Genomic DNA, 16,957 nt, shown 5'->3' with positions numbered 1-16,957 from the left:
GTCTTTCAGGTCGGGTTTCTCCGGCTGTTGATCCCTAGCTTCTGTCCCATGAACATCTGGGGCGCAGCGCTCACGCTGCTGGTTTCCACGTACATGGGCGAGGCCTCCTGTCCAGGCGTCGCCGTCGCGATCACCAAGGGGGACCAGGTGATCGCGGTCCAGGGCTTCGGGCACGACTCGACCGGCGCTCCGATGACCGAGAACACCAAGATGGCGATCGCCTCGGTCAGCAAGTCGTTCACGGCGCTGGCGGTCCGGCAGCTCGCGGACGCCGGCAAGATCGACCTGGACCGCCCCGTGTTCGACTCGCGCGTCACGGCACGCCAGCTGCTCGCCCACAAGTCGGGAATCAGCGACCGGACGCTGCCGGAGAAGAGCCTGAAACAGCCCGGTAGTCCGGCCGAGGCAGTAGAACGGGCCCGAGAAGCACTGCAGAAGGCAGTGCCCGACAACGAGTTCCGCTACACTAACACCAACTACCACCTGGCCGCGCGACTGGTCGAGCTGGCGTCGGGCGAGAACTTCAACGCGTATCTGAAGAAGCACGTTTTCGAACCGCTGGGCATGCGCGACACCGTGGCGATCGACGTGACACCACGCGATCTGCCCGCCGACTACCGCAAGGGCTACGGCTACGCCTACGGGTTCTCGATTCCGCTGACCGAACCGGACCGGTTCGTGACAGGCTCGGACGGCGTGATCACGACTGCGGCGGACATGGCGAAGTGGCTGGCCGCGCAGCCGAAGCTGGCTCCGCAGGACGGCATGGGCTGGGAGGCCGACCAGCAGGGACGGCTGCGGCACAACGGGATCTGGTTCACCAGTACGGCCGGGCAACTGCTGACGGAGTCCGGATACGGGATCGCGGTCATGGCCAACAGCGGCATCACGCTCGGCAACGAGGGCACGTACGGGCTGGAGAACGGGATCGCCGACGTCGTCGACGGCAAGACGCCTCCGGAGCCGGAGTCGTACCGGCTGCTGATCGATCTCGTGCTGGCGGCGCTCACGTTGCTGTCCACGGCATTGGGGATTCGGGCACTGAAAAGGCCGAGGAGGTTCCACAAGGCGTGGCAGGTGCTCAGGTTCGTGCCGCTGGGCGTGCTGTTGGCGTTGCCCACCTTGCTCGGGCTGCTGTACGGCGGCGGGCGCGACATCACGTTCTTCCAACTGGCGCACTATTCACTGCCGCTTGTGGTGTGGTTGGGCGTGTCCAGCGTGATGAACCTGAGCGTGGCGGTCGCGAGGTGGCGGCGATGAGGACGGCGGCGCTTGCGGGCTGTGTGGCGGCGGCGGTCGCGGTGTCGTTCGCCATGCAGACCAGCGTTCCACCGTGGACGGTCGCGGTGTGGGGGCCGCTGTTCGTGATCTCGTTCCTGCTCGGGCGCCGCACCGAGTCCGGCTGGACGGCGCTGGTGCTGGTGGGGGCGGTCGTCGGCGGGCTGATGGCGTTGGTGGTGGTGGGGCTGTCGGTCGCGTTGCCGTGGTTCCTCGGGCGGGTCGCGCACCAGCAGGCGGCGTTGGCCGCCGCCACGGTCGAGGCCGCTCACCTGCGCGAACGCACCCGGATCGCGCACGAGGTCCACGACACGCTCGGGCACGAGCTGAGCCTGCTGGCGTTGCGGGCGGGCGTGCTGGAGATGACGCTGCCCGCCGCGCACCAGGCTGCCGCCGCGGAGCTCCGGGAGACCGCGGCCGACGCCACGGAACGCCTGTCGGAGCTGGTGTTCCTGCTGCGCGACGGTGATCCGCCGGAGGACCATGACCTCCAGGACCTCGTCGGCCGTGCCACAAAGGCCGGGATGCGGGTCGAGTTCACCACGGACGGCCCGATTCCGTCCACAGTGGAGCGGACGGTGCACAGGGTGGTGCAGGAGGCGCTGACGAACGCCGCCAAGCACGCGCCGAAGTCGTTGCTGCAGCTGAACATCACCACCAACGAAGCCGAGACGGTGGTCGAGGCGGGCAACGACGCCGGACGGCGGCGCGGTGCGGGCAGCCGGGTTGGGCTGGTCGCGTTGCGCGAACGGGTGCGGCTCGCCGGGGGTAGCCTGCGCGTCAGTCGTGGCGGCGGCCGGTTCGAGCTGGTCGCCGTGCTACCGCACTCGGGGGATTCGTGATTCGCGTACTGCTCGCCGACGACGAGACGATGGTGCGCGCCGGGGTGCGCGCGATCCTCGGCTCCGACCCCGAACTGGACGTCGTCGCGGAGGCGTCGGACGGTCGCGAGGCGATCGACCTCGCGTTGAAGCACCGGCCCGACGTCGTGCTGCTGGACATCCGGATGCCACGCCTCGACGGCCTGGAGGCGGCCTCGGAACTGGCGCGGCTGGGGTTCGGCGTCGCGATGCTGACGACGTTCAACGACGACGGCTACCTGGAACGGGCACTGGACGGCGGCGCGCGCGGATTCCTGCTGAAGTCAGGTGATCCGCGCGAACTGATCGCGGGCGTGCACGCGCTCGCGTCCGGCGGTGCCTACCTGGCGCCGAAGGTGGCGGCCCGGATGATCAGCCGGTTCCGCGGCGGCCGGACAGGGCAGGCGCGCGAACGGGTGGAGTCGCTGACCGCGCGGGAACGCGACGTGCTCGCGTTGTTAGGCCAGGGTCTGTCGAACGCGCAGATCGCCCGCCGCCTCGACCTGGTCGAGGGCACGGTGAAGGGGCACGTGAGCGCGATCCTGGGCCGCCTGGGCGCGGAGAACCGGGTCCAGGCGGCGATCGTCGCCCACGAAGCAGGCCTCTAGAAGGGGAAGTGGCCGTGCTGGCCGGCGACCGTGACCCAGCGGGTCGCGGAGAACGCCTCGATGCCCCACCGGCCGCCGAACCTGCCGTACCCACTGGACTTCACGCCACCGAACGGCGCCTGCGGCTCGTCGTCCACCGTCTGGTTGCCGACGTGCACGATGCCGGTGCGGATCCGTTGCGCGAGAGCGAGACCGCGCCGCGAGTCCTCGGTGAGGATGCCCGCGGTGAGGCCGTGCTCGGTGTCGTTGGCGACGGCCACGGCCTCATCGTCGTCGGCGACGGGGACGACGATGACGGCCGGGCCGAAGATCTCCTCCTGAAAGACGCGCATGGACGGAGTCACACCGTCGAGCACGGTCGCGCCGCCGTTGCCACCGGCGCGCACGGTCGCGCCCGCCTCGACCGCCTCGGCCACCAGCGCGGCGACGCGGGAGGCGGAGCGCGGGTTGATCACCGGGCCGATCACCGTGCCGGGGTCGGCGGGATCGCCGTGCGGCAGTGAATCGACCTTGGCCGCGAGCTTCGCGGTGAACTCCTCGGCGACCGACCGGTGCACCAGGATGCGGTCCGTCGACATGCAGATCTGGCCGGCGTTGTGGAACGCGCCGAACGTCGCCGCGTCCACCGCGTGGTCGAGATCGGCGTCGTCGAGCACCAGCAGCGAGTTCTTGCCGCCGAGCTCCAGCACGGCGGGCTTGAGGTGTTGCGCGGCAAGGGTTCCGACGATCCGGCCGACCTCGGTCGAGCCGGTGAAGTTCACGGCGCGCACGCGCGGGTCGGTGATCAACGCCTCGGCGACCGCGGCGGCGTCGGCGGGAGCGTTCGTCACGACGTTGAGCACGCCCGCCGGCAGCCCCGCCTCGCGCAGCACGTCGGCGATGAACAGCCCGGCCGCGATCGGCGCGTCCTCGCTGGGCTTGAGCACCACGGTGTTCCCGGCGGCGAGCGGTGCCGCGACCGCCCGCGCGCTCAGGATGACCGGCGCGTTCCACGGCGCGAACGCCGCGACCACGCCGAGCGGTTCCCGGACGGCGAGCGACAGCTGGCCGGGCACGTCCGTCGTCAGCACCTCGCCGACGGGCTGGGTGACCGCCGCGGCCGCCTCGCGCAGGATGTTGGCCGCCAGCATGACGTTGAACCCGGCCCACCCGCCGACACCACCGACCTCGGCGGCCATCAGCGCGACGACCTCGGGCGTCCTGGCCTCCAGCCCGTCCGCGGCTCGCAGCAGGATCCCGCGCTTCACCGACGGCGTCGTCGCCGACCACTCCGGGAAGGCCGCCTGAGCTGCGTCGACGGCCCGCGTGACGTCCGCCGGCCCGCCCGCGGCCACCACGGCGTACACCTCGCCGGTGAAGGGGTTGAGGTCGTCGGTGGTGCGGCCGTCCAGCGCGGGAACGCTGTCGCCGCCGATGAGGAGCTCACGCTTGTCGCTTGCCACAGTTGAGGATTCAACCGTCAGACGGGGTGATCATCCAAGTCCGGCTTCCGGTGGATGGAAACTGGGCTCCAGCATCCGGGCGATACCCCGAGCCGCCACCTGCAACGCCGCCACCAGCCGCGCCCGCACGTTGCGCAGGTCCGGCACCACGATCCCGAGCGCCGCGACGACGTGCCCCTCCACCTCGATCGGCACCGCCACGCTGCACGCCCCGAGCGTCATCTCCTCGAACGTCTGCGCGTACCCGTCCCGCCGGATCCGGTGCAGCTGCGCCCGCATCCGGCCTGGCTCCGTGACCGTGAACGCCGTGATCCGCGTCAGCCCGTGCGTGAGCACCTCTTCCTGAATCTCCGCGGGCGCGTGCGCGAGCAACACCTTCCCAACCCCTGTGGAGTGCAACGGCAACCGGCTGCCGGTCGAGCTCACGATCGGCACCGACGCGTGCCCCGACACCCGATCGAGGTACAGCACCTCGGTCCCCTCCCGCACGGCCAGGTGCACCACCGCCCGCGTCGCCGCGTGGATGTCGTGCAGGAACGGCTCCGCGACCCGGCTCAGTTCGACCTCCCCGGCCGCGAGCAACCCGAGCCGCCAGATCCGCCGCCCGATCACGTACTCGCCCGAGTCCAGCCGCCGCACCGCGCCCCACTCCGTGAGCTCGGCCAGCAGCCGGTGCGTGGTGCTGATCGGCAGCCCGCAACGCCGCGCGATGCCGCTCAGGGTCTGGCGGCGATGCCGGCCGTCGAACGTGCCCAGCAGCGACAGCAGCTTGGAGGAGACGGTGGCGGCCACCCCAGGATTCTGCACGGTTCGGTAGAACTGGGCACGTGACGTACCTCGGTGAGGGCTGGGACAGCACCGCGTTCCTGGTCGGCGGACGCTGGGTGGAACGACGGCCGCGCCGTCCCGAGATCGAGCCGCAGCTCGTGCGCGAGACGGTGGTGATGCCGTGGCTCGCACCTGTGCTGCCACTGCCCGTCCCGGTGCCGGAGATCGTGTCCGAGGAGCCGCTGGTGGTGCGGCACGAGCTGGTGCGCGGCGAGGAGCTGACCCGGCTCAACGCCGCCCAGGGCCGGCAGCTGGGGGAGTTCCTGCTGGCTCTGCACGCGGTGCCCGTGGCAGAGGCGGAGCGGCGAGGTGTCGGTCCGATGCCGTTGCCCGTCGACCGCTTCCGGGCCGAGGTGCGGGTGCCCGGCGGCGAGGAGCTGCTGGCCCAGATCGACGACCTGCCCGCCGACACGCTGGTGCACGGCGACCTCGGCACCGAACACGTGCTCGGCGGCGACGGCGTGCTGACCGGCGTGATCGACTTCGGTGACCTGCACATCGGGGACGCGGCGATCGACCTCGCGTGGGCGCTGCACTCCACGTCTCCCGAGTTCGCCCAGGCCTTCGCCGAGACGTACGGAGTCACGAGGGAACTGCGTGAGCGGGCGTTGTTCTGGCACCGGCTCGGGCCTTGGTACGAGGTACTGCGCGGCAACGACACCGACGACGCCGAGATGACCGAAGTTGGGCTGGCTGGAGTACTCGAACGGCTGAGAACCGGGTAACCGGAGGCAGACAGCCCCGATCGAGGAGGACGACATGCCCTGGGTTCGCCGCCACCGCCGCAGCGCCCCGTACAGCTGGTTCCGCAGCACCACGGTCCGCAGCCACTACCGCAGGCCGCAAGGTTCGATGTGGATTCCGATCGTCGTCGCGATCGCCGTGATCGTGCTGCTCATCGTCCTGTTCTGAGGGTAGTGTCGAAGGCATGGGACAGTTGGGCGAGTTGTTCCCGGGCCCCAAGGTCCGCCGCGAGGCGACGGACGCGGGCACCGGTGAGGACTACGAGGAGACCGGTCCGCTCGATCTGACGGCGGGCGCGGTGCGCCTCAGGCCGCGCCCGAAGCCGGTTCCGGCGCCCGAGAGCGACGAGTGATCACCGGTACTACCCTTGGCCGGTGCTAGCCGGCCTGCTCTTCCTCATCCCCGCACTCTTCTTCGTCATCGGGATGGTGCGTGACCGCCGCAGGCTGAGCAACGCCGTCTGGCTCGGCATCTCGCTCGTGATGCTGCTGCTGCTGCTGGCGGAGGCCGGGCGGGACAACCCGGTGGTGAGCCTGCCGCTGCTGCTCGTGTTCATGCTGGCCGTTCTCGGCCTGCTGCTGCTCCCGTTGGCGTTGCTGGCCAACGGGCTGGTGATGGTCCGCCGGGAGGGCCGGTCGCTGGGCAACCTGCTGTCGTTGCTCGCGGGTCTGGCCCTGCTCGGCGAGATGATCTACTTCTTCTGGGGCATCGCCCAGCCCAACGACTGGATCCGCGGCACCGCCATCGGTCTGTTCCTGGTGTCGGCGTACATCGCGTTCTTGTTCGTGAGCCTTCTGCTGTACTCCGTCGTCTACGGCCGCACGGGCCGCCGCCACGGGTTCGACGGCATCGTGGTGCTCGGCGCGGGCCTGATCGGGTCCCGCGTGCCCAAGTTGCTGGCGAACCGGCTCGACCGCGCGATGCGGCTCTACCACCGCGAGCGCGGGTCCGGCCGGTCACCCGTGATCGTCGTGTCGGGCGGGCGCGGCGCGGACGAGGACGTCTCCGAGGCCTTCGCCATGCGCGAGTACCTCCTCGAACACGGCGTGCCCGACGCCGACGTCGTGATGGAGGACCAGGCGACCACGACCGAGGAGAACCTGCGCTACAGCAAGGCTTTGCTCGCCGAACGAGGTCTCAACGGCCGGGTCGTCGCGGTCACGAACAACTACCACGTGTTCCGCACCGCCGTGCTCTCCCGCAAGCAGGGCCTGCGGCTGCAGGTCATCGGCGCGCCCACCGCCTGGTACTTCGTGCCGAGCGCGTTCCTGCGGGAGTTCGTGGCGCTCCTGGTCCGCAACCCCGTCGTGCACGGCCTGGCGTGCGCCGTGCTGATGGCCGGCGGGCTCGCGCTGACCCAGATCGGCTAACCCAGGAGCGCCTTCATCTCGGTGATCTCCTGCTGCCGGCCGTCGATGATCGCCTGCGCGAGCTTCTTCGCGCCCTCGTCCTTGCCCTGGGCGAGTTCGGTCTTCGCCATCTCGACGGCACCTTCGTGGTGCTTGATCATCATGTCGAGCCACATCCGGTCGAACTCGGCGCCGCTGGACTTCTCCAGCTTCGCCATGTCGTCGTTGCTCATCATTCCGGCCATGTCGTGGCCCTGGCGGTCCTGTTTGGCGGCGCCCCACTGCTGGAGCCACTCGTTCATCCGAGCGATCTCCGGGTCCTGCGCCTTCTCGATGCGGGAGGCGAGATCGCGCACCTTGTCGTCGCTGCTGCGCGACGGCACGAGCTTCGCCATCTCCAGCGCCTGCTCGTGGTGGGGACCATCTCCTGCGCGAACGTGACATCGGCAGCCGTGTTCGCGGGACCGCCACAGGCGCTCAGAACGAGCATGCCGACGACAGCCCCGATGAGGGACTTCTTCAAGGGATTCTTCTTCTCTCTGCGTTTGTGGACAGTGCTGAACGGACTGGGCGAACTCAGTTCCGCAGCACGCAGAGAGTCGTGAGGAGCTGTCTTCCGCCCGGTGGCGGACGTTGAGGGGTGCTCGGCGAGAGGTGCCGCGAGCCGGGGGAGTGCCGTCCGGACCAGGAACCAGCCCAGCAGCACGACGGCCGCGGCGACCAGGACCGCGAGGCACAGGTGCAGCAGGTCGTGCTCGTGGGGCTGCTGGGGTTCTTGCTGATGGGACGTCGTGTGCTCGGCGTGCGGAGTCTCCGCCGTTGCGACATGGTGCATCCCGACGACCGAGAAGACGAGTGCGCACAGCAACACCCACTGGGTGAACCGGCGCCTCGTCGTGTGACACACCCTACGGGGGTATGGCTTGATGAAGATACCCCCTAGGGGTATTGTTCGGCGCGACGCTGAAGGAGGAGGAGATGGACCACGCTCCCGCGAGTCTCACCAGACAGGCGATCTCCGCGACGCTGCACTGCCTCACCGGCTGCGCGATCGGCGAGGTGCTCGGCATGGTCATCGGCACGGCGCTGGGCTGGGGAAACCTCGCCACGGTCGTGCTGGCCGTGGTGCTCGCGTTCGTGTTCGGCTACTCGCTGACGATCCGCCCGGTGCTGCGTTCGGGCCTCGCGTTCAAGGCGGCCCTCGGGGTGGCGCTGGCCGCGGACACCGTGTCGATCGCGGTCATGGAGATCGTCGACAACGCGGTGATGCTGCTCGTGCCCGGCGCGATGAACGCCGGCCTCGCGAACTGGGTGTTCTGGGCGGCGCTGGTGTTCTCGCTGGCCGTCGCGTTCGTGGTGACGGTGCCGGTGAACCGCTGGATGATCTCGCGCGGCAAGGGTCACGCGGTCGTCCACCAGCACCACCACTGAGACGACGAGGGCCGGGGCGCACCCCCGGCCCTCATCACTGCTCAGGTGCGGCTGAACGTCATCACCCAGTTCGTCTCCCAGGTCTCGCCGCCGTCGTAGGAGAACTGCTGCTGCCAGACCGGTTCGGCACCCACCGTCCAGTCGAACCGCACCTTCACCGCGTGCCCGCCGACCACGTCGTCGCCGAGGAACACCCCGTGCCCGTCGTCGAACCGCCCCTCCAGCGGCGGGTCGAGGTGTCCGGGGGCGCGGGTGGAGGCCCACCAGATGCGCCAGACGTCGTCGGACGGGTCGTACTGACGCAGGGTCATGCCCTCCCAGTCGTCCGCGAAGACGCTGTCGATGATCGCCGCGCCGCCCAGCAGAGGTCTGGCTTCGGCCTGCGTCTCGAACTCGACCCACTCGGTGCCGCGGCCGACGATGTCGGCGATCTTGCGGTTGGCCACCCGCCAGCGGCCGTGGAGGAAGTTGAAATCGTTCTCACTCATGGGAAACGAAGCTAAACCGTTTCACTGACACCTTTTGTCAGTGATCGACTATTGACGCAAAGGTCTGGACCATTTTACCGTTCCGGGCAGTGGCCGCCGCCCTAGCCAGGAGGTCCTTTCCCTTGCGACTGCTCGCCAGAGTGGTCCCGGTGCTAGCTCTGCTAGCCGGGACCGTGATAGCCGTGACCAACGCGCCCACCGCAGCCGCAGCCCACGAGGACTGCCGGCCGGACGGGCTGTACAAGACGCCGGGTGTCGAATCGCCGTACTGCACGGTCTACGACACCGCGGGCCGAGAGACCATGGGTGACAAGTCCAGACGTGTCATCGGGTACTTCACCAGCTGGCGGACCGGCAAGAACGGTCAGCCGGGGTACCTCGCCAAGGACATCCCCTGGAACAAGGTCACGCACCTGAACTACGCGTTCGCGCACATCGACGCCCAGAACAAGATCTCGGTCGGCGCGAACGACGCGAACAACTCGTCCATCGGCATGGAGTGGCCGGGCGTCGCCGGCGCCGAGATGGACCCGTCGCTGCCCTACAAGGGGCACTTCAACCAGCTCACGAAGTTCAAGAAGCAGAACCCGAACGTCAAGACGCTGATCTCGGTCGGCGGCTGGGCGGAGACCGGCGGCTTCTTCAACGCCGACGGCACGCGCAACGCGTCGGGCGGCTTCTACAAGCTCGGCCAGAACCAGGCGGCGATCGACACGTTCGCCGACAGCACCGTGGAGTTCCTGCGCAAGTACGGCTTCAACGGCGCCGACATCGACTACGAGTACGCGACGTCGAACAACCACGCCGGCAACCCGGACGACTTCTGGATCTCCAACGCCAACCGCGGCACGCTGTGGGCCGGCTACCAGGCGATCATGAAGACGTTGCGCGAGAAGCTCGACCGCGCCGGTGCCGCCGACGGCAAGCACTACATGCTGACCGCCGCCGTGCCCGCCTCGGGCTGGCTGCTGCGCGGCCAGGAGGCGTACCAGGTCGTCAAGTACCTCGACTACCTCAACGTCATGAGCTACGACCTGCACGGCTCGTGGAACCAGTTCGTCGGCCCGAACGCCGCTCTCTACGACGACGGCAAGGACGGTGAGCTCTCGGCCGGTGGCGTGTACACGGCACCGCAGTACGAGGGCATGGGGTACCTGAACACCGACTGGTCGTACCACTACTACCGCGGCGCCATGCAGGCCGGACGCATCAACATCGGCGTGCCGTTCTACTCGCGTGGCTGGCAGGGCGTCACCGGTGGCACGAACGGGTTGTGGGGCAAGGCTCCGCTGCCGAACCAGTCGCAGTGCCCGCCCGGCACCGGTTCGTCGGTCGGCTCGACCACGCCGTGCGGTAACGGCGCGGCCGGCATCGACAACATCTGGCACGACGTCACCGCGGGTGGCGCCGAGGTTCCGTCCGGTGTGAACCCGTTGTGGCACACCAAGAACCTGGAAGCCAAGATCACCGGTTCGTACTCCTCGCAGTACGGCCTGGACCCGGTCAACGACCCGACCGACCGCCTCACCGGCACGTACGCGCCGTACTACGACTCGACGTTGAAGTCGCCGTGGCTGTGGAACAACGACAAGAAGGTGTTCCTCTCCACCGAGACCGAGCAGTCGATCGCGGAGAAGGCCAAGTACGTCAAGGACAAGGGCCTCGGCGGCATCATGATCTGGGAGCTCGCCGGTGACTACAAATATGACTCCGTCAAGAAGGAGTACTTCATCGGCGACACGCTGCTGTCGACCATCAACACCGGCCTGAACGGTGCCGCGCCCTACGGTGCCGCGAAGGCTTCGACGCAGCAGACGCAGTCCCTCGCGGTCGACGTCGACATCTACGGCTACGCGTTGGGCGACAACAACTACCCGATCACGCCGAAGATCAAGTTCACGAACCGCTCCACCGTCACCATCCCCGGCGGCACGAAGATCGCGTTCGACTACGGCACCAGCGCGCCGGGCAGCATGGCCGACCAGTCCGGCTTCGGGCTGAAGATCGTGTCGAAGGGACACAGCGGATCCAACGTCGGCGGCCTGAAGGGCGACTTCCAGAAGGCCGAGCTCACGCTGCCGTCGTGGCAGTCGCTCGCACCGGGCGCGTCGATCGAGCTGACGGTCAGCTACCAGCTGCCGATCTCGACGCCGTCGAACTTCGTGTTCACGTTCGGCGGCCAGTCGTACGCGATCACCGCGGACTACCCGCGCATCGGTGGCGGCAACCCGCCGACCTCCACGTCGACCACCACCTCCACCACGACCACGACCACCACGACGACCACCACCACGAACCCGCCGGCCTGCTCGCTGCCCGCGTGGGAGAGCGGCAAGGTCTACACCGGCGGGAACGAGGTGTCGCACAAGGGCCGCAAGTGGCGCGCCCAGTGGTGGACCACCAACGAGGAACCCGGAACCACGGGTGAGTGGGGCGTCTGGCGCGACCAGGGCGCCTGCTAGCTCTCGCTGAAGTCAGGAAACTGTCAGGCGCGGGGCTTAGGCTGTTCATCGTGACCGCCCAAGACCCGCGCCTGCAGGAACTCCTCCTGCTCCGCAAGGTGCGCGACCGGATCGACCGCGAGTACCGGCAACCGCTGGACGTCGCGGCACTGGCCCGCGGCGTGCACCTGTCCGCCGGCCACCTCTCGCGAGCGTTCCGCGCGGCGTTCGGCGAGTCGCCCTACAGCTACCTGATGACCCGCCGCATCGAGCGGGCCATGACGTTGCTGCGCCGCGGCGACATGTCCGTCACCGACGTCTGCTTCGAGGTCGGCTGCACCTCGCTCGGCACGTTCAGCACCCGCTTCTCCGAACTGGTGGGCATGTCCCCGAGCCAGTACCGCAAGGTCGCGGGCGAGGACGGCCAGGGCATCCCGAACTGCCTGGCCAAGGCCGTCATGCGGCCGATCAGGAATCGAGAAGCGGCGACCGGTCCGTCCGATTAGGTTGACCGGCATGTCAGTCATCATCGCCGCGGCGTTCCTGCCCGCAGACGACCCCGAGAAGTCGCTCGGCTTCTTCCGCGACGCACTCGGCTTCGAGGTCCGCCAGGACGTCGGCCAGGGCACCATGCGCTGGATCACCGTGGGCCCACCCGGCCAGCCCGAAACCGGCATCGTCCTGCACCCGCCCGCCGCCGACCCCGGCGTGAGCGACGAGGAACGCCGCACCATCGCCGTCCTCATGGCGAAGGGCGTCTACACGGCGATCTCGCTCGGCTCCAAAGACCTGCAGGGCACGTTCGACCGTGCGCGCGCATGGGTCGAGTCGTCAGGCGCGGGCGAGGTCCTGCAAGAGCCCGAGGACCAGCCGTGGGGCGTGCGGGACTGCGCGTTCCGCGACCCGGCCGGCAACCTGGTCCGCGTCAACCAACTGTGAACGTGGTGCCGGGCGCGGCGTAGCCGACCTGCCCCGCGTACCGGGCCGAGGCACGAGCGACCGCTTCCTGAGGGCTCAGGAAGCGGCCCACGTGCGTGACGACCAACCGCCCCGCGCCTGCCTGGGATGCCGTCTCACCTGCGTCTTCTGGCGTGTGGTGGGCCATGTCCGGTGTCTTCTCGGCGCTTTCGGCCTCGCACAGCAGCACGTCGGTGCCGCGGGCCAGTTCGACGAGGCTCGGGCACGCCGCGGTGTCGCCGGAGTAAGTCAGTGAGCGGTTCTCCGCCTCGATCCGGACGCCGAACGCGGGGATGCCGTGCTCGACCGCCGCCGTGGTCAGCCGCAGCGAACCGACCGTCGCCCGGTGGCCGTCGTGCAGTTCGGTGATCGCGAAGGCGTCCTCGATCGGGCTGCGCACCGGTCCGTTGGTGAGGAAGCCGGCCAGGCGGTCGGCGATGCCGGGTGGCCCGTACAGCGTCACCGGCGGGCGTGAGACGTCCGCGAACAGCAGGGCGTAGTAGGCGGTGAGCAGGTCCGCGCTGTGGTCGGCGTGCAGGTGCGAGATCCAGATCGCGTCCAGGTCCTCCAGTCGCGTGTGGCGCTGCAACGGGCCGAGCGTGCCGGTGCCGGCGTCCATCCACACGCGAGTGTCGCCGTGCGACACCAGATAGCCCGAACACGGGTTGTCCGTGCTCGGGTACGGCGTCGCGCACCCGAGCACGGTCAGGCTGAGGTCCATCGGTCAACCGTAGATCAACGGGCGCGGGTTCCCTTGAGCTTCACCAGTTCCGACTCGAACAGGCTCTGCTCGACCTTCAACGTGCCGGGCACGGCCACGTCCGGCTTGCTCATGTACGACTGCGTCGCGGAAGGCCGTCCCACCAACGAGAACCGCAGTTCACCGGTGAGCCCCAAGGTGTCGATGGAGTTGGTCTCGTGGAACGCGCGCAGCACGCCGTCGCGCGTGAGGTCGTTCTTCTCGCACGCTTTCTCCAGCACGGCCACGTACGCCAACGCGACCGTGTAGCCGTGCACGGAGTTCAGGGAACCCGGCTCGCCCGGCCACCGCTGCTCGTAGGCGTCACGCAGCTCCCGGACACCCCGTGCCTCGCCGCTCCACGGCGCGACCGGTGACGTGAGCAGGACCTGTTTGGCGAACACGGCGGCCACCGGTGACTGCATGATCGCCGGGTCGTAGCTCACCGCGCTCGACAGGATCGGCACGGTCCAGCCGAGTTGTGCGGCGATGCCCACGGCCGCGGCGGTCTGCGGCGGGGTCAGGCTGAGCACCAGGACCTTGGCGTCGGCGGCCTTCAGGGCGGCGATCTGGGTGGTGAGGTTCGCCGTCGTCTCGGTGACCGCCTGCTCCGAGATCTTCATGTCCCAGTTCTCCGCGACGAACCGGCTGCCCTCCAGCGCGTTGTCGCCGAAACTGCCGCGCAGGTGGAGATGACCGATCATGTCGCCGGTGTTCAGCGCGCCCTTGCGCTTGAAGTGGTCGAGGCCGTTGATGATGTCGAGGTCGTAGGTCGTGCCGACGATCATCATGTGCGGGTTGCCCAGCAGGGAGGCCGCCCACGAGCCGGGCACGGTGAGCGCCCGCGTCTGCATCAGGTCGGGTTCGATGGCCGCGGTCATCGGCTGGCCCGTGACGTCGATGAATCCCAGCACCTGGGGTTCGAGGTCGAAATAGCCGTCCAGTGCCTTCTGAACGTCGTAAGCGTGGTCCTTCTGCTTCAGCTCGACCCGTCGTCCGCACACGCCGCCACGTTTGTTGACCTGGTCCAGATAAAGTTCATATCCGCGAATCCGGAGAACCGAAGTCCCTTTGAAGGGGCCGGTCATGTCGGTCAGAACGCCGAGTGAGATCGCCTCGTCGGTGACACCGGGGCCCGTCCTGACAGGCTGATTCATCTGGTCATTCCCTGCGCAGCCGGTGAGTGCGGCGAGCAGGAGGGCCGTGGGCAAGAATAGATGACGAATGGACATTCCAGGCCTTGTCGCAGGGGAACTAGATCAGCGGCGGGGCCGAAGTATTGATCAGCGGGCCGGGATTCGTCCAATTTTGTGGCCCGGAACACCCCTGTGGGGTGAACAGCTTCGATTGCCGATGTAAAACGGGTGCCGGGTACCTTGATCGGGTGGAAGAGCCCGTGTGGAACGAGTGGCGACGGCCAGGCCCGACGCCCGCGCAACGGCGGCGCGACATCGGCATCGCCGTGATCGTCCTGCTGTGCGCCGTCGAGGTCACCACGCTGGTCAACAGCATGGGTGCCTACGTCTTCCGGGATCCGCCCGGTCTGGCCGCGCAACTCGCCTGGGTGCTCGCGTTGTCCGTGCCGCTGGTCGTGCGCCGCCGCTACCCGCTGGCCGTGATGCTCGTGGTGTCGGCCCTGTTCATCGCGGCGCAGGTGAACCGCGCCGGCGACACCCTGGTGCCCTCCGCGATCCTGTTCCTCGCCATCTACACGGTCGGCGCGTGGGAGCAGAACCGCCGTGTCGCGCGCTGGTCCCGCATCGGCGTGATCGGCGCGATGTTCCTGTGGCTCGGGTTCAGCCTCGTGCGGTCCCTGCTCGGTCCCAAGGGCGATTTCAAGGACGCCGCCGGGCCGATCGATCCGGTGCTCGCCTCCGTCCTCTACGGACTGGAGTTCAACATCTTCTTCTTCATGCTCGCCTACGTGGTGGGGGAGATGGCCTGGTCTGGAGCCCGGCGCCGGGCTCAACTGGAGTTCCAGGCGGAGGAGCTGCGCCGCTCGCAGGAGCAGAACACCCGCGGCGCCATCGCGGCCGAACGCATGCGCATCGCCCGCGACCTGCACGACGTCGTGGCGCACCACGTGTCCGTCATGGGCATCCAGGCCGGTGCCGCGCGCCGGGTCCTCGACTCCGATCCCGTTCTGGCCCGCGACGCACTGCAGACCGTTGAGCAGACCGCCCGGACCGCGATCAGCGAACTGCGCGGCCTGCTGGGCGTGCTGCGAGCGGACGCCGACACCGACCTGAAAGCGGCGCCCGGCCTGGACGACCTGCCGGAGCTGTTCGACAGCGCCCGCGCGGCAGGCCTCGAGATATCGCACGGCGTATACGGCGACGTGCGTGAGGTGCCGCCCGGCGTCGCGTTGTCGGCGTATCGCGTCGTGCAGGAAGCACTCACGAACGTCGTGAAGCACGCGGACGCCCAGCACGTCGACGTCCGGATGCGGTTCCTGGACAGCGCTCTGGAACTCGAGATCACCGACGACGGCCGTGGCCGTGCCGTCTCGACAAGCCCAGGTTTCGGACTGGTCGGGATGCGCGAACGTCTTGCCGTGCACGGCGGTTCGCTGGAAGTAGGACCAAGGCGCGACGCGGGCTATCTGGTCCGTGCGTCGCTGCCGACGTTGTTGGAGGAGAAGGCGTGAGTTTGCGAGTCGTGCTGGCCGACGACCAGGATCTGGTCCGAGCCGGGTTCCGGGTCATCCTCGGCACCGAGCCCGGCATCGAGGTCGTCGGCGAGGCGGGCGACGGCGCCCAGGCCGTGGAACTCGTCGCGTCACTGCGGCCCGACGTCGTGCTGATGGACGTCCAGATGCCGCGCATGGACGGCCTTGAAGCCACCCGCCACATCCTTTCCGCAGGTCACGGCACCCGAGTCGTCATCCTGACCACCTTCGACCGTGAGGACTACCTCTTCGAGGCACTGCAGGCGGGCGCGAGCGGCTTCCTGCTGAAGAACGCTTCGCCGGAAGACCTCGTGGAGTCCGTGCGGGTCGTCGCGCGCGGGGACGCGTTGCTCTCACCCGAGGTGACACGACGGGTGATCGCCCGCTTCAGCACGGCGCCAAGGGCACGCACCCGGCCACCGGAGCTCACCGACCGCGAGTTCGAGGTGCTGGTGGAACTGGCCAAGGGCGCGTCCAACGCGGAGATCGCCGCGACGTTGTTCCTGGGGGAGACCACCGTGAAGACACACGTCTCCCGTGTGCTGACCAAGCTCGGTCTGCGCGACCGCACGCACGCCGTGGTGTTCGCCTACGAGAGAGGGATCGTCACGCCTGGCGGCTGAAGCCGTCTGGAACTCATACTGTCCCGGCTTCACATCGCCGTGAGAGGTGGGCTCAGTGACGACGAACTCGCGCATCCGCCGCAGTGGCTTGGCTCCGGTCCTCCAGGCACGGCTGGTGCTGTGGGCGTTCGTCGTCGTGAACCTGGCGATCGTCGAGTTCCTGTTCCTGACCGCGGGCACGGGCAAGAACGAGGTCCTCACCGTCGCCAAGTTCTTCGGCCTGCACGCCGCGCTGATCATGATGTTCCAGTTGTTGCTGGTGGCTCGCCTGCCGTGGCTCGATCGGCGCATCGGCATGGACCGCTTGACGGTGTGGCACCGGTGGGTCGGCTTCACGCTGCTGTGGACGGTGCTCACGCACGCCACGATCGTCGTGCTGGGGTACGCGACCTTGGACAACGCGCCGATGGCGAAGACGTTCCTCGCCCTCGCGGGCGTTCCCGCTTCGCTGCTGGGCATGCTCGCGGCCACCATCATCGTGGTGACCGGGGTGATCTCGAC

General features: G+C 68.7%; 20 protein-coding genes. 14 read left to right on the top strand and 6 right to left on the bottom strand.

Features of this window, described 5'->3' with window-relative positions; genetic code table 11:
- Positions 1-48 precede the first annotated feature (48 nt).
- The 3 genes from BM417_RS44100 to BM417_RS44090 are packed head-to-tail and all read left to right on the top strand — an operon-like array spanning position 49 to position 2,746.
- The gene (locus BM417_RS44100; RefSeq protein ID WP_093606085.1) at positions 49-1,260 is read left to right on the top strand and encodes a serine hydrolase domain-containing protein; all 1,212 of its coding nucleotides are present in this window, start codon (positions 49-51) and stop codon (positions 1,258-1,260) included.
- Complete coding sequence (locus tag BM417_RS44095) at positions 1,257-2,120, top strand: sensor histidine kinase (RefSeq protein WP_143139082.1); 864 nt, start codon at positions 1,257-1,259, stop codon at positions 2,118-2,120. Before BM417_RS44100 ends, BM417_RS44095 begins: the two co-directional genes overlap by 4 nt.
- A complete protein-coding gene (locus tag BM417_RS44090; protein ID WP_093606083.1) occupies positions 2,117-2,746 on the top strand; it encodes a response regulator in 630 nt (209 codons plus the stop codon). Before BM417_RS44095 ends, BM417_RS44090 begins: the two co-directional genes overlap by 4 nt.
- On the opposite strand, the gene BM417_RS44085 is transcribed toward BM417_RS44090, so the two are convergent.
- Entirely contained in the window at positions 2,743-4,188 is a 1,446-nt protein-coding gene (locus BM417_RS44085; RefSeq protein ID WP_093606082.1) for an aldehyde dehydrogenase family protein, read from the bottom strand. The two genes, BM417_RS44090 and BM417_RS44085, sit on opposite strands and share 4 nt — an antisense overlap.
- A gap of 30 nt (positions 4,189-4,218) precedes the next feature.
- On the bottom strand, positions 4,219-4,980 hold the full coding sequence (locus BM417_RS44080) for an IclR family transcriptional regulator (protein ID WP_093606081.1): 762 nt from the start codon (positions 4,978-4,980) through the stop codon (positions 4,219-4,221).
- Positions 4,981-5,015: 35 nt separating this feature from the next.
- On the opposite strand from BM417_RS44080, the gene BM417_RS44075 reads away from it, so the two are divergent.
- Genes BM417_RS44075 through BM417_RS44070 form a run of 4 tightly spaced genes read left to right on the top strand, consistent with a single transcriptional unit; the run spans position 5,016 to position 7,130 of the window.
- Complete coding sequence (locus BM417_RS44075) at positions 5,016-5,741, top strand: aminoglycoside phosphotransferase family protein (protein ID WP_093606080.1); 726 nt, start codon at positions 5,016-5,018, stop codon at positions 5,739-5,741.
- Between the two features lie 34 nt (positions 5,742-5,775).
- Positions 5,776-5,928: a hypothetical protein gene (locus BM417_RS48325; protein ID WP_177320963.1), complete on the top strand. Its 153-nt coding sequence runs from the start codon at positions 5,776-5,778 to the stop codon at positions 5,926-5,928.
- A 16-nt stretch (positions 5,929-5,944) separates the two neighbouring features.
- The gene (locus BM417_RS48320; protein ID WP_177320962.1) at positions 5,945-6,112 is read left to right on the top strand and encodes a hypothetical protein; all 168 of its coding nucleotides are present in this window, start codon (positions 5,945-5,947) and stop codon (positions 6,110-6,112) included.
- 22 nt (positions 6,113-6,134) lie between these two features.
- Complete coding sequence (locus BM417_RS44070; RefSeq protein ID WP_093606079.1) at positions 6,135-7,130, top strand: YdcF family protein; 996 nt, start codon at positions 6,135-6,137, stop codon at positions 7,128-7,130.
- Here the strand turns inward: BM417_RS44070 and BM417_RS44065 are convergent.
- Entirely contained in the window at positions 7,127-7,504 is a 378-nt protein-coding gene (locus tag BM417_RS44065) for a DUF305 domain-containing protein (RefSeq protein WP_245822800.1), read from the bottom strand. The genes BM417_RS44070 and BM417_RS44065 overlap by 4 nt on opposite strands.
- A 583-nt stretch (positions 7,505-8,087) precedes the next feature.
- On the opposite strand from BM417_RS44065, the gene BM417_RS44055 reads away from it, so the two are divergent.
- Positions 8,088-8,540, top strand: a complete 453-nt coding sequence (locus tag BM417_RS44055) for a DUF4396 domain-containing protein (RefSeq protein ID WP_093606187.1) — start codon at positions 8,088-8,090, stop codon at positions 8,538-8,540.
- Positions 8,541-8,581: 41 nt separating this feature from the next.
- Here BM417_RS44055 and BM417_RS44050 read toward each other — a convergent pair whose 3' ends face one another.
- A complete protein-coding gene (locus BM417_RS44050) occupies positions 8,582-9,028 on the bottom strand; it encodes a hypothetical protein (RefSeq protein WP_093606078.1) in 447 nt (148 codons plus the stop codon).
- Between the two features lie 182 nt (positions 9,029-9,210).
- Here BM417_RS44050 and BM417_RS44045 point away from each other — a divergent pair, with 182 nt between their 5' ends.
- The 3 genes from BM417_RS44045 to BM417_RS44035 are packed head-to-tail and all read left to right on the top strand — an operon-like array spanning position 9,211 to position 12,408.
- The gene (locus tag BM417_RS44045) at positions 9,211-11,490 is read left to right on the top strand and encodes a glycosyl hydrolase family 18 protein (RefSeq protein ID WP_245822798.1); all 2,280 of its coding nucleotides are present in this window, start codon (positions 9,211-9,213) and stop codon (positions 11,488-11,490) included.
- A gap of 50 nt (positions 11,491-11,540) precedes the next feature.
- Complete coding sequence (locus tag BM417_RS44040; RefSeq protein WP_245822796.1) at positions 11,541-11,975, top strand: helix-turn-helix transcriptional regulator; 435 nt, start codon at positions 11,541-11,543, stop codon at positions 11,973-11,975.
- 10 nt (positions 11,976-11,985) lie between these two features.
- Positions 11,986-12,408, top strand: a complete 423-nt coding sequence (locus BM417_RS44035; RefSeq protein WP_093606185.1) for a VOC family protein — start codon at positions 11,986-11,988, stop codon at positions 12,406-12,408.
- Here BM417_RS44035 and BM417_RS44030 read toward each other — a convergent pair.
- Together BM417_RS44030 and BM417_RS44025 are read right to left on the bottom strand one after the other, a co-directional pair.
- A complete protein-coding gene (locus BM417_RS44030; protein WP_093606077.1) occupies positions 12,395-13,147 on the bottom strand; it encodes an MBL fold metallo-hydrolase in 753 nt (250 codons plus the stop codon). The two genes, BM417_RS44035 and BM417_RS44030, sit on opposite strands and share 14 nt — an antisense overlap.
- A gap of 14 nt (positions 13,148-13,161) precedes the next feature.
- Complete coding sequence (locus tag BM417_RS44025) at positions 13,162-14,322, bottom strand: ABC transporter substrate-binding protein (protein ID WP_177320961.1); 1,161 nt, start codon at positions 14,320-14,322, stop codon at positions 13,162-13,164.
- Positions 14,323-14,549: 227 nt separating this feature from the next.
- On the opposite strand from BM417_RS44025, the gene BM417_RS44020 reads away from it, so the two are divergent.
- The 3 genes from BM417_RS44020 to BM417_RS44010 all read left to right on the top strand — a co-directional run.
- Positions 14,550-15,812, top strand: a complete 1,263-nt coding sequence (locus BM417_RS44020) for a sensor histidine kinase (protein WP_245822794.1) — start codon at positions 14,550-14,552, stop codon at positions 15,810-15,812.
- Positions 15,809-16,456: a response regulator gene (locus tag BM417_RS44015; protein WP_093606075.1), complete on the top strand. Its 648-nt coding sequence runs from the start codon at positions 15,809-15,811 to the stop codon at positions 16,454-16,456. The genes BM417_RS44020 and BM417_RS44015 overlap by 4 nt, the downstream gene beginning before the upstream one ends.
- A gap of 55 nt (positions 16,457-16,511) precedes the next feature.
- Positions 16,512-16,957 (top strand): ferric reductase-like transmembrane domain-containing protein (locus BM417_RS44010; RefSeq protein ID WP_218164760.1); only part of this gene is annotated, 446 nt, incomplete at its 3' end.

This window comes from Lentzea waywayandensis (assembly GCF_900115955.1).
In the GTDB taxonomy this organism is placed as follows: Bacteria; Actinomycetota; Actinomycetes; order Mycobacteriales; family Pseudonocardiaceae; genus Lentzea; species Lentzea waywayandensis.
This window is presented reverse-complemented; position numbering and strand designations above follow the sequence as displayed.

Excerpts from the sequence above, each read along its gene's own strand:
- BM417_RS44100 (WP_093606085.1), top strand. The coding sequence starts at position 49 with ATGAACATCTGGGGCGCAGCGCTCACGCTGCTGGTTTCCACGTACATG.
- BM417_RS44095 (WP_143139082.1), top strand. The coding sequence starts at position 1,257 with ATGAGGACGGCGGCGCTTGCGGGCTGTGTGGCGGCGGCGGTCGCGGTG.
- BM417_RS48325 (WP_177320963.1), top strand. The coding sequence starts at position 5,776 with ATGCCCTGGGTTCGCCGCCACCGCCGCAGCGCCCCGTACAGCTGGTTC.
- BM417_RS48320 (WP_177320962.1), top strand. The coding sequence starts at position 5,945 with ATGGGACAGTTGGGCGAGTTGTTCCCGGGCCCCAAGGTCCGCCGCGAG.
- BM417_RS44065 (WP_245822800.1), bottom strand. The coding sequence starts at position 7,504 with ATGGCGAAGCTCGTGCCGTCGCGCAGCAGCGACGACAAGGTGCGCGAT.
- BM417_RS44055 (WP_093606187.1), top strand. The coding sequence starts at position 8,088 with ATGGACCACGCTCCCGCGAGTCTCACCAGACAGGCGATCTCCGCGACG.
- BM417_RS44050 (WP_093606078.1), bottom strand. The coding sequence starts at position 9,028 with ATGAGTGAGAACGATTTCAACTTCCTCCACGGCCGCTGGCGGGTGGCC.
- BM417_RS44035 (WP_093606185.1), top strand. The coding sequence starts at position 11,986 with ATGTCAGTCATCATCGCCGCGGCGTTCCTGCCCGCAGACGACCCCGAG.
- BM417_RS44030 (WP_093606077.1), bottom strand. The coding sequence starts at position 13,147 with ATGGACCTCAGCCTGACCGTGCTCGGGTGCGCGACGCCGTACCCGAGC.
- BM417_RS44025 (WP_177320961.1), bottom strand. The coding sequence starts at position 14,322 with ATGAATCAGCCTGTCAGGACGGGCCCCGGTGTCACCGACGAGGCGATC.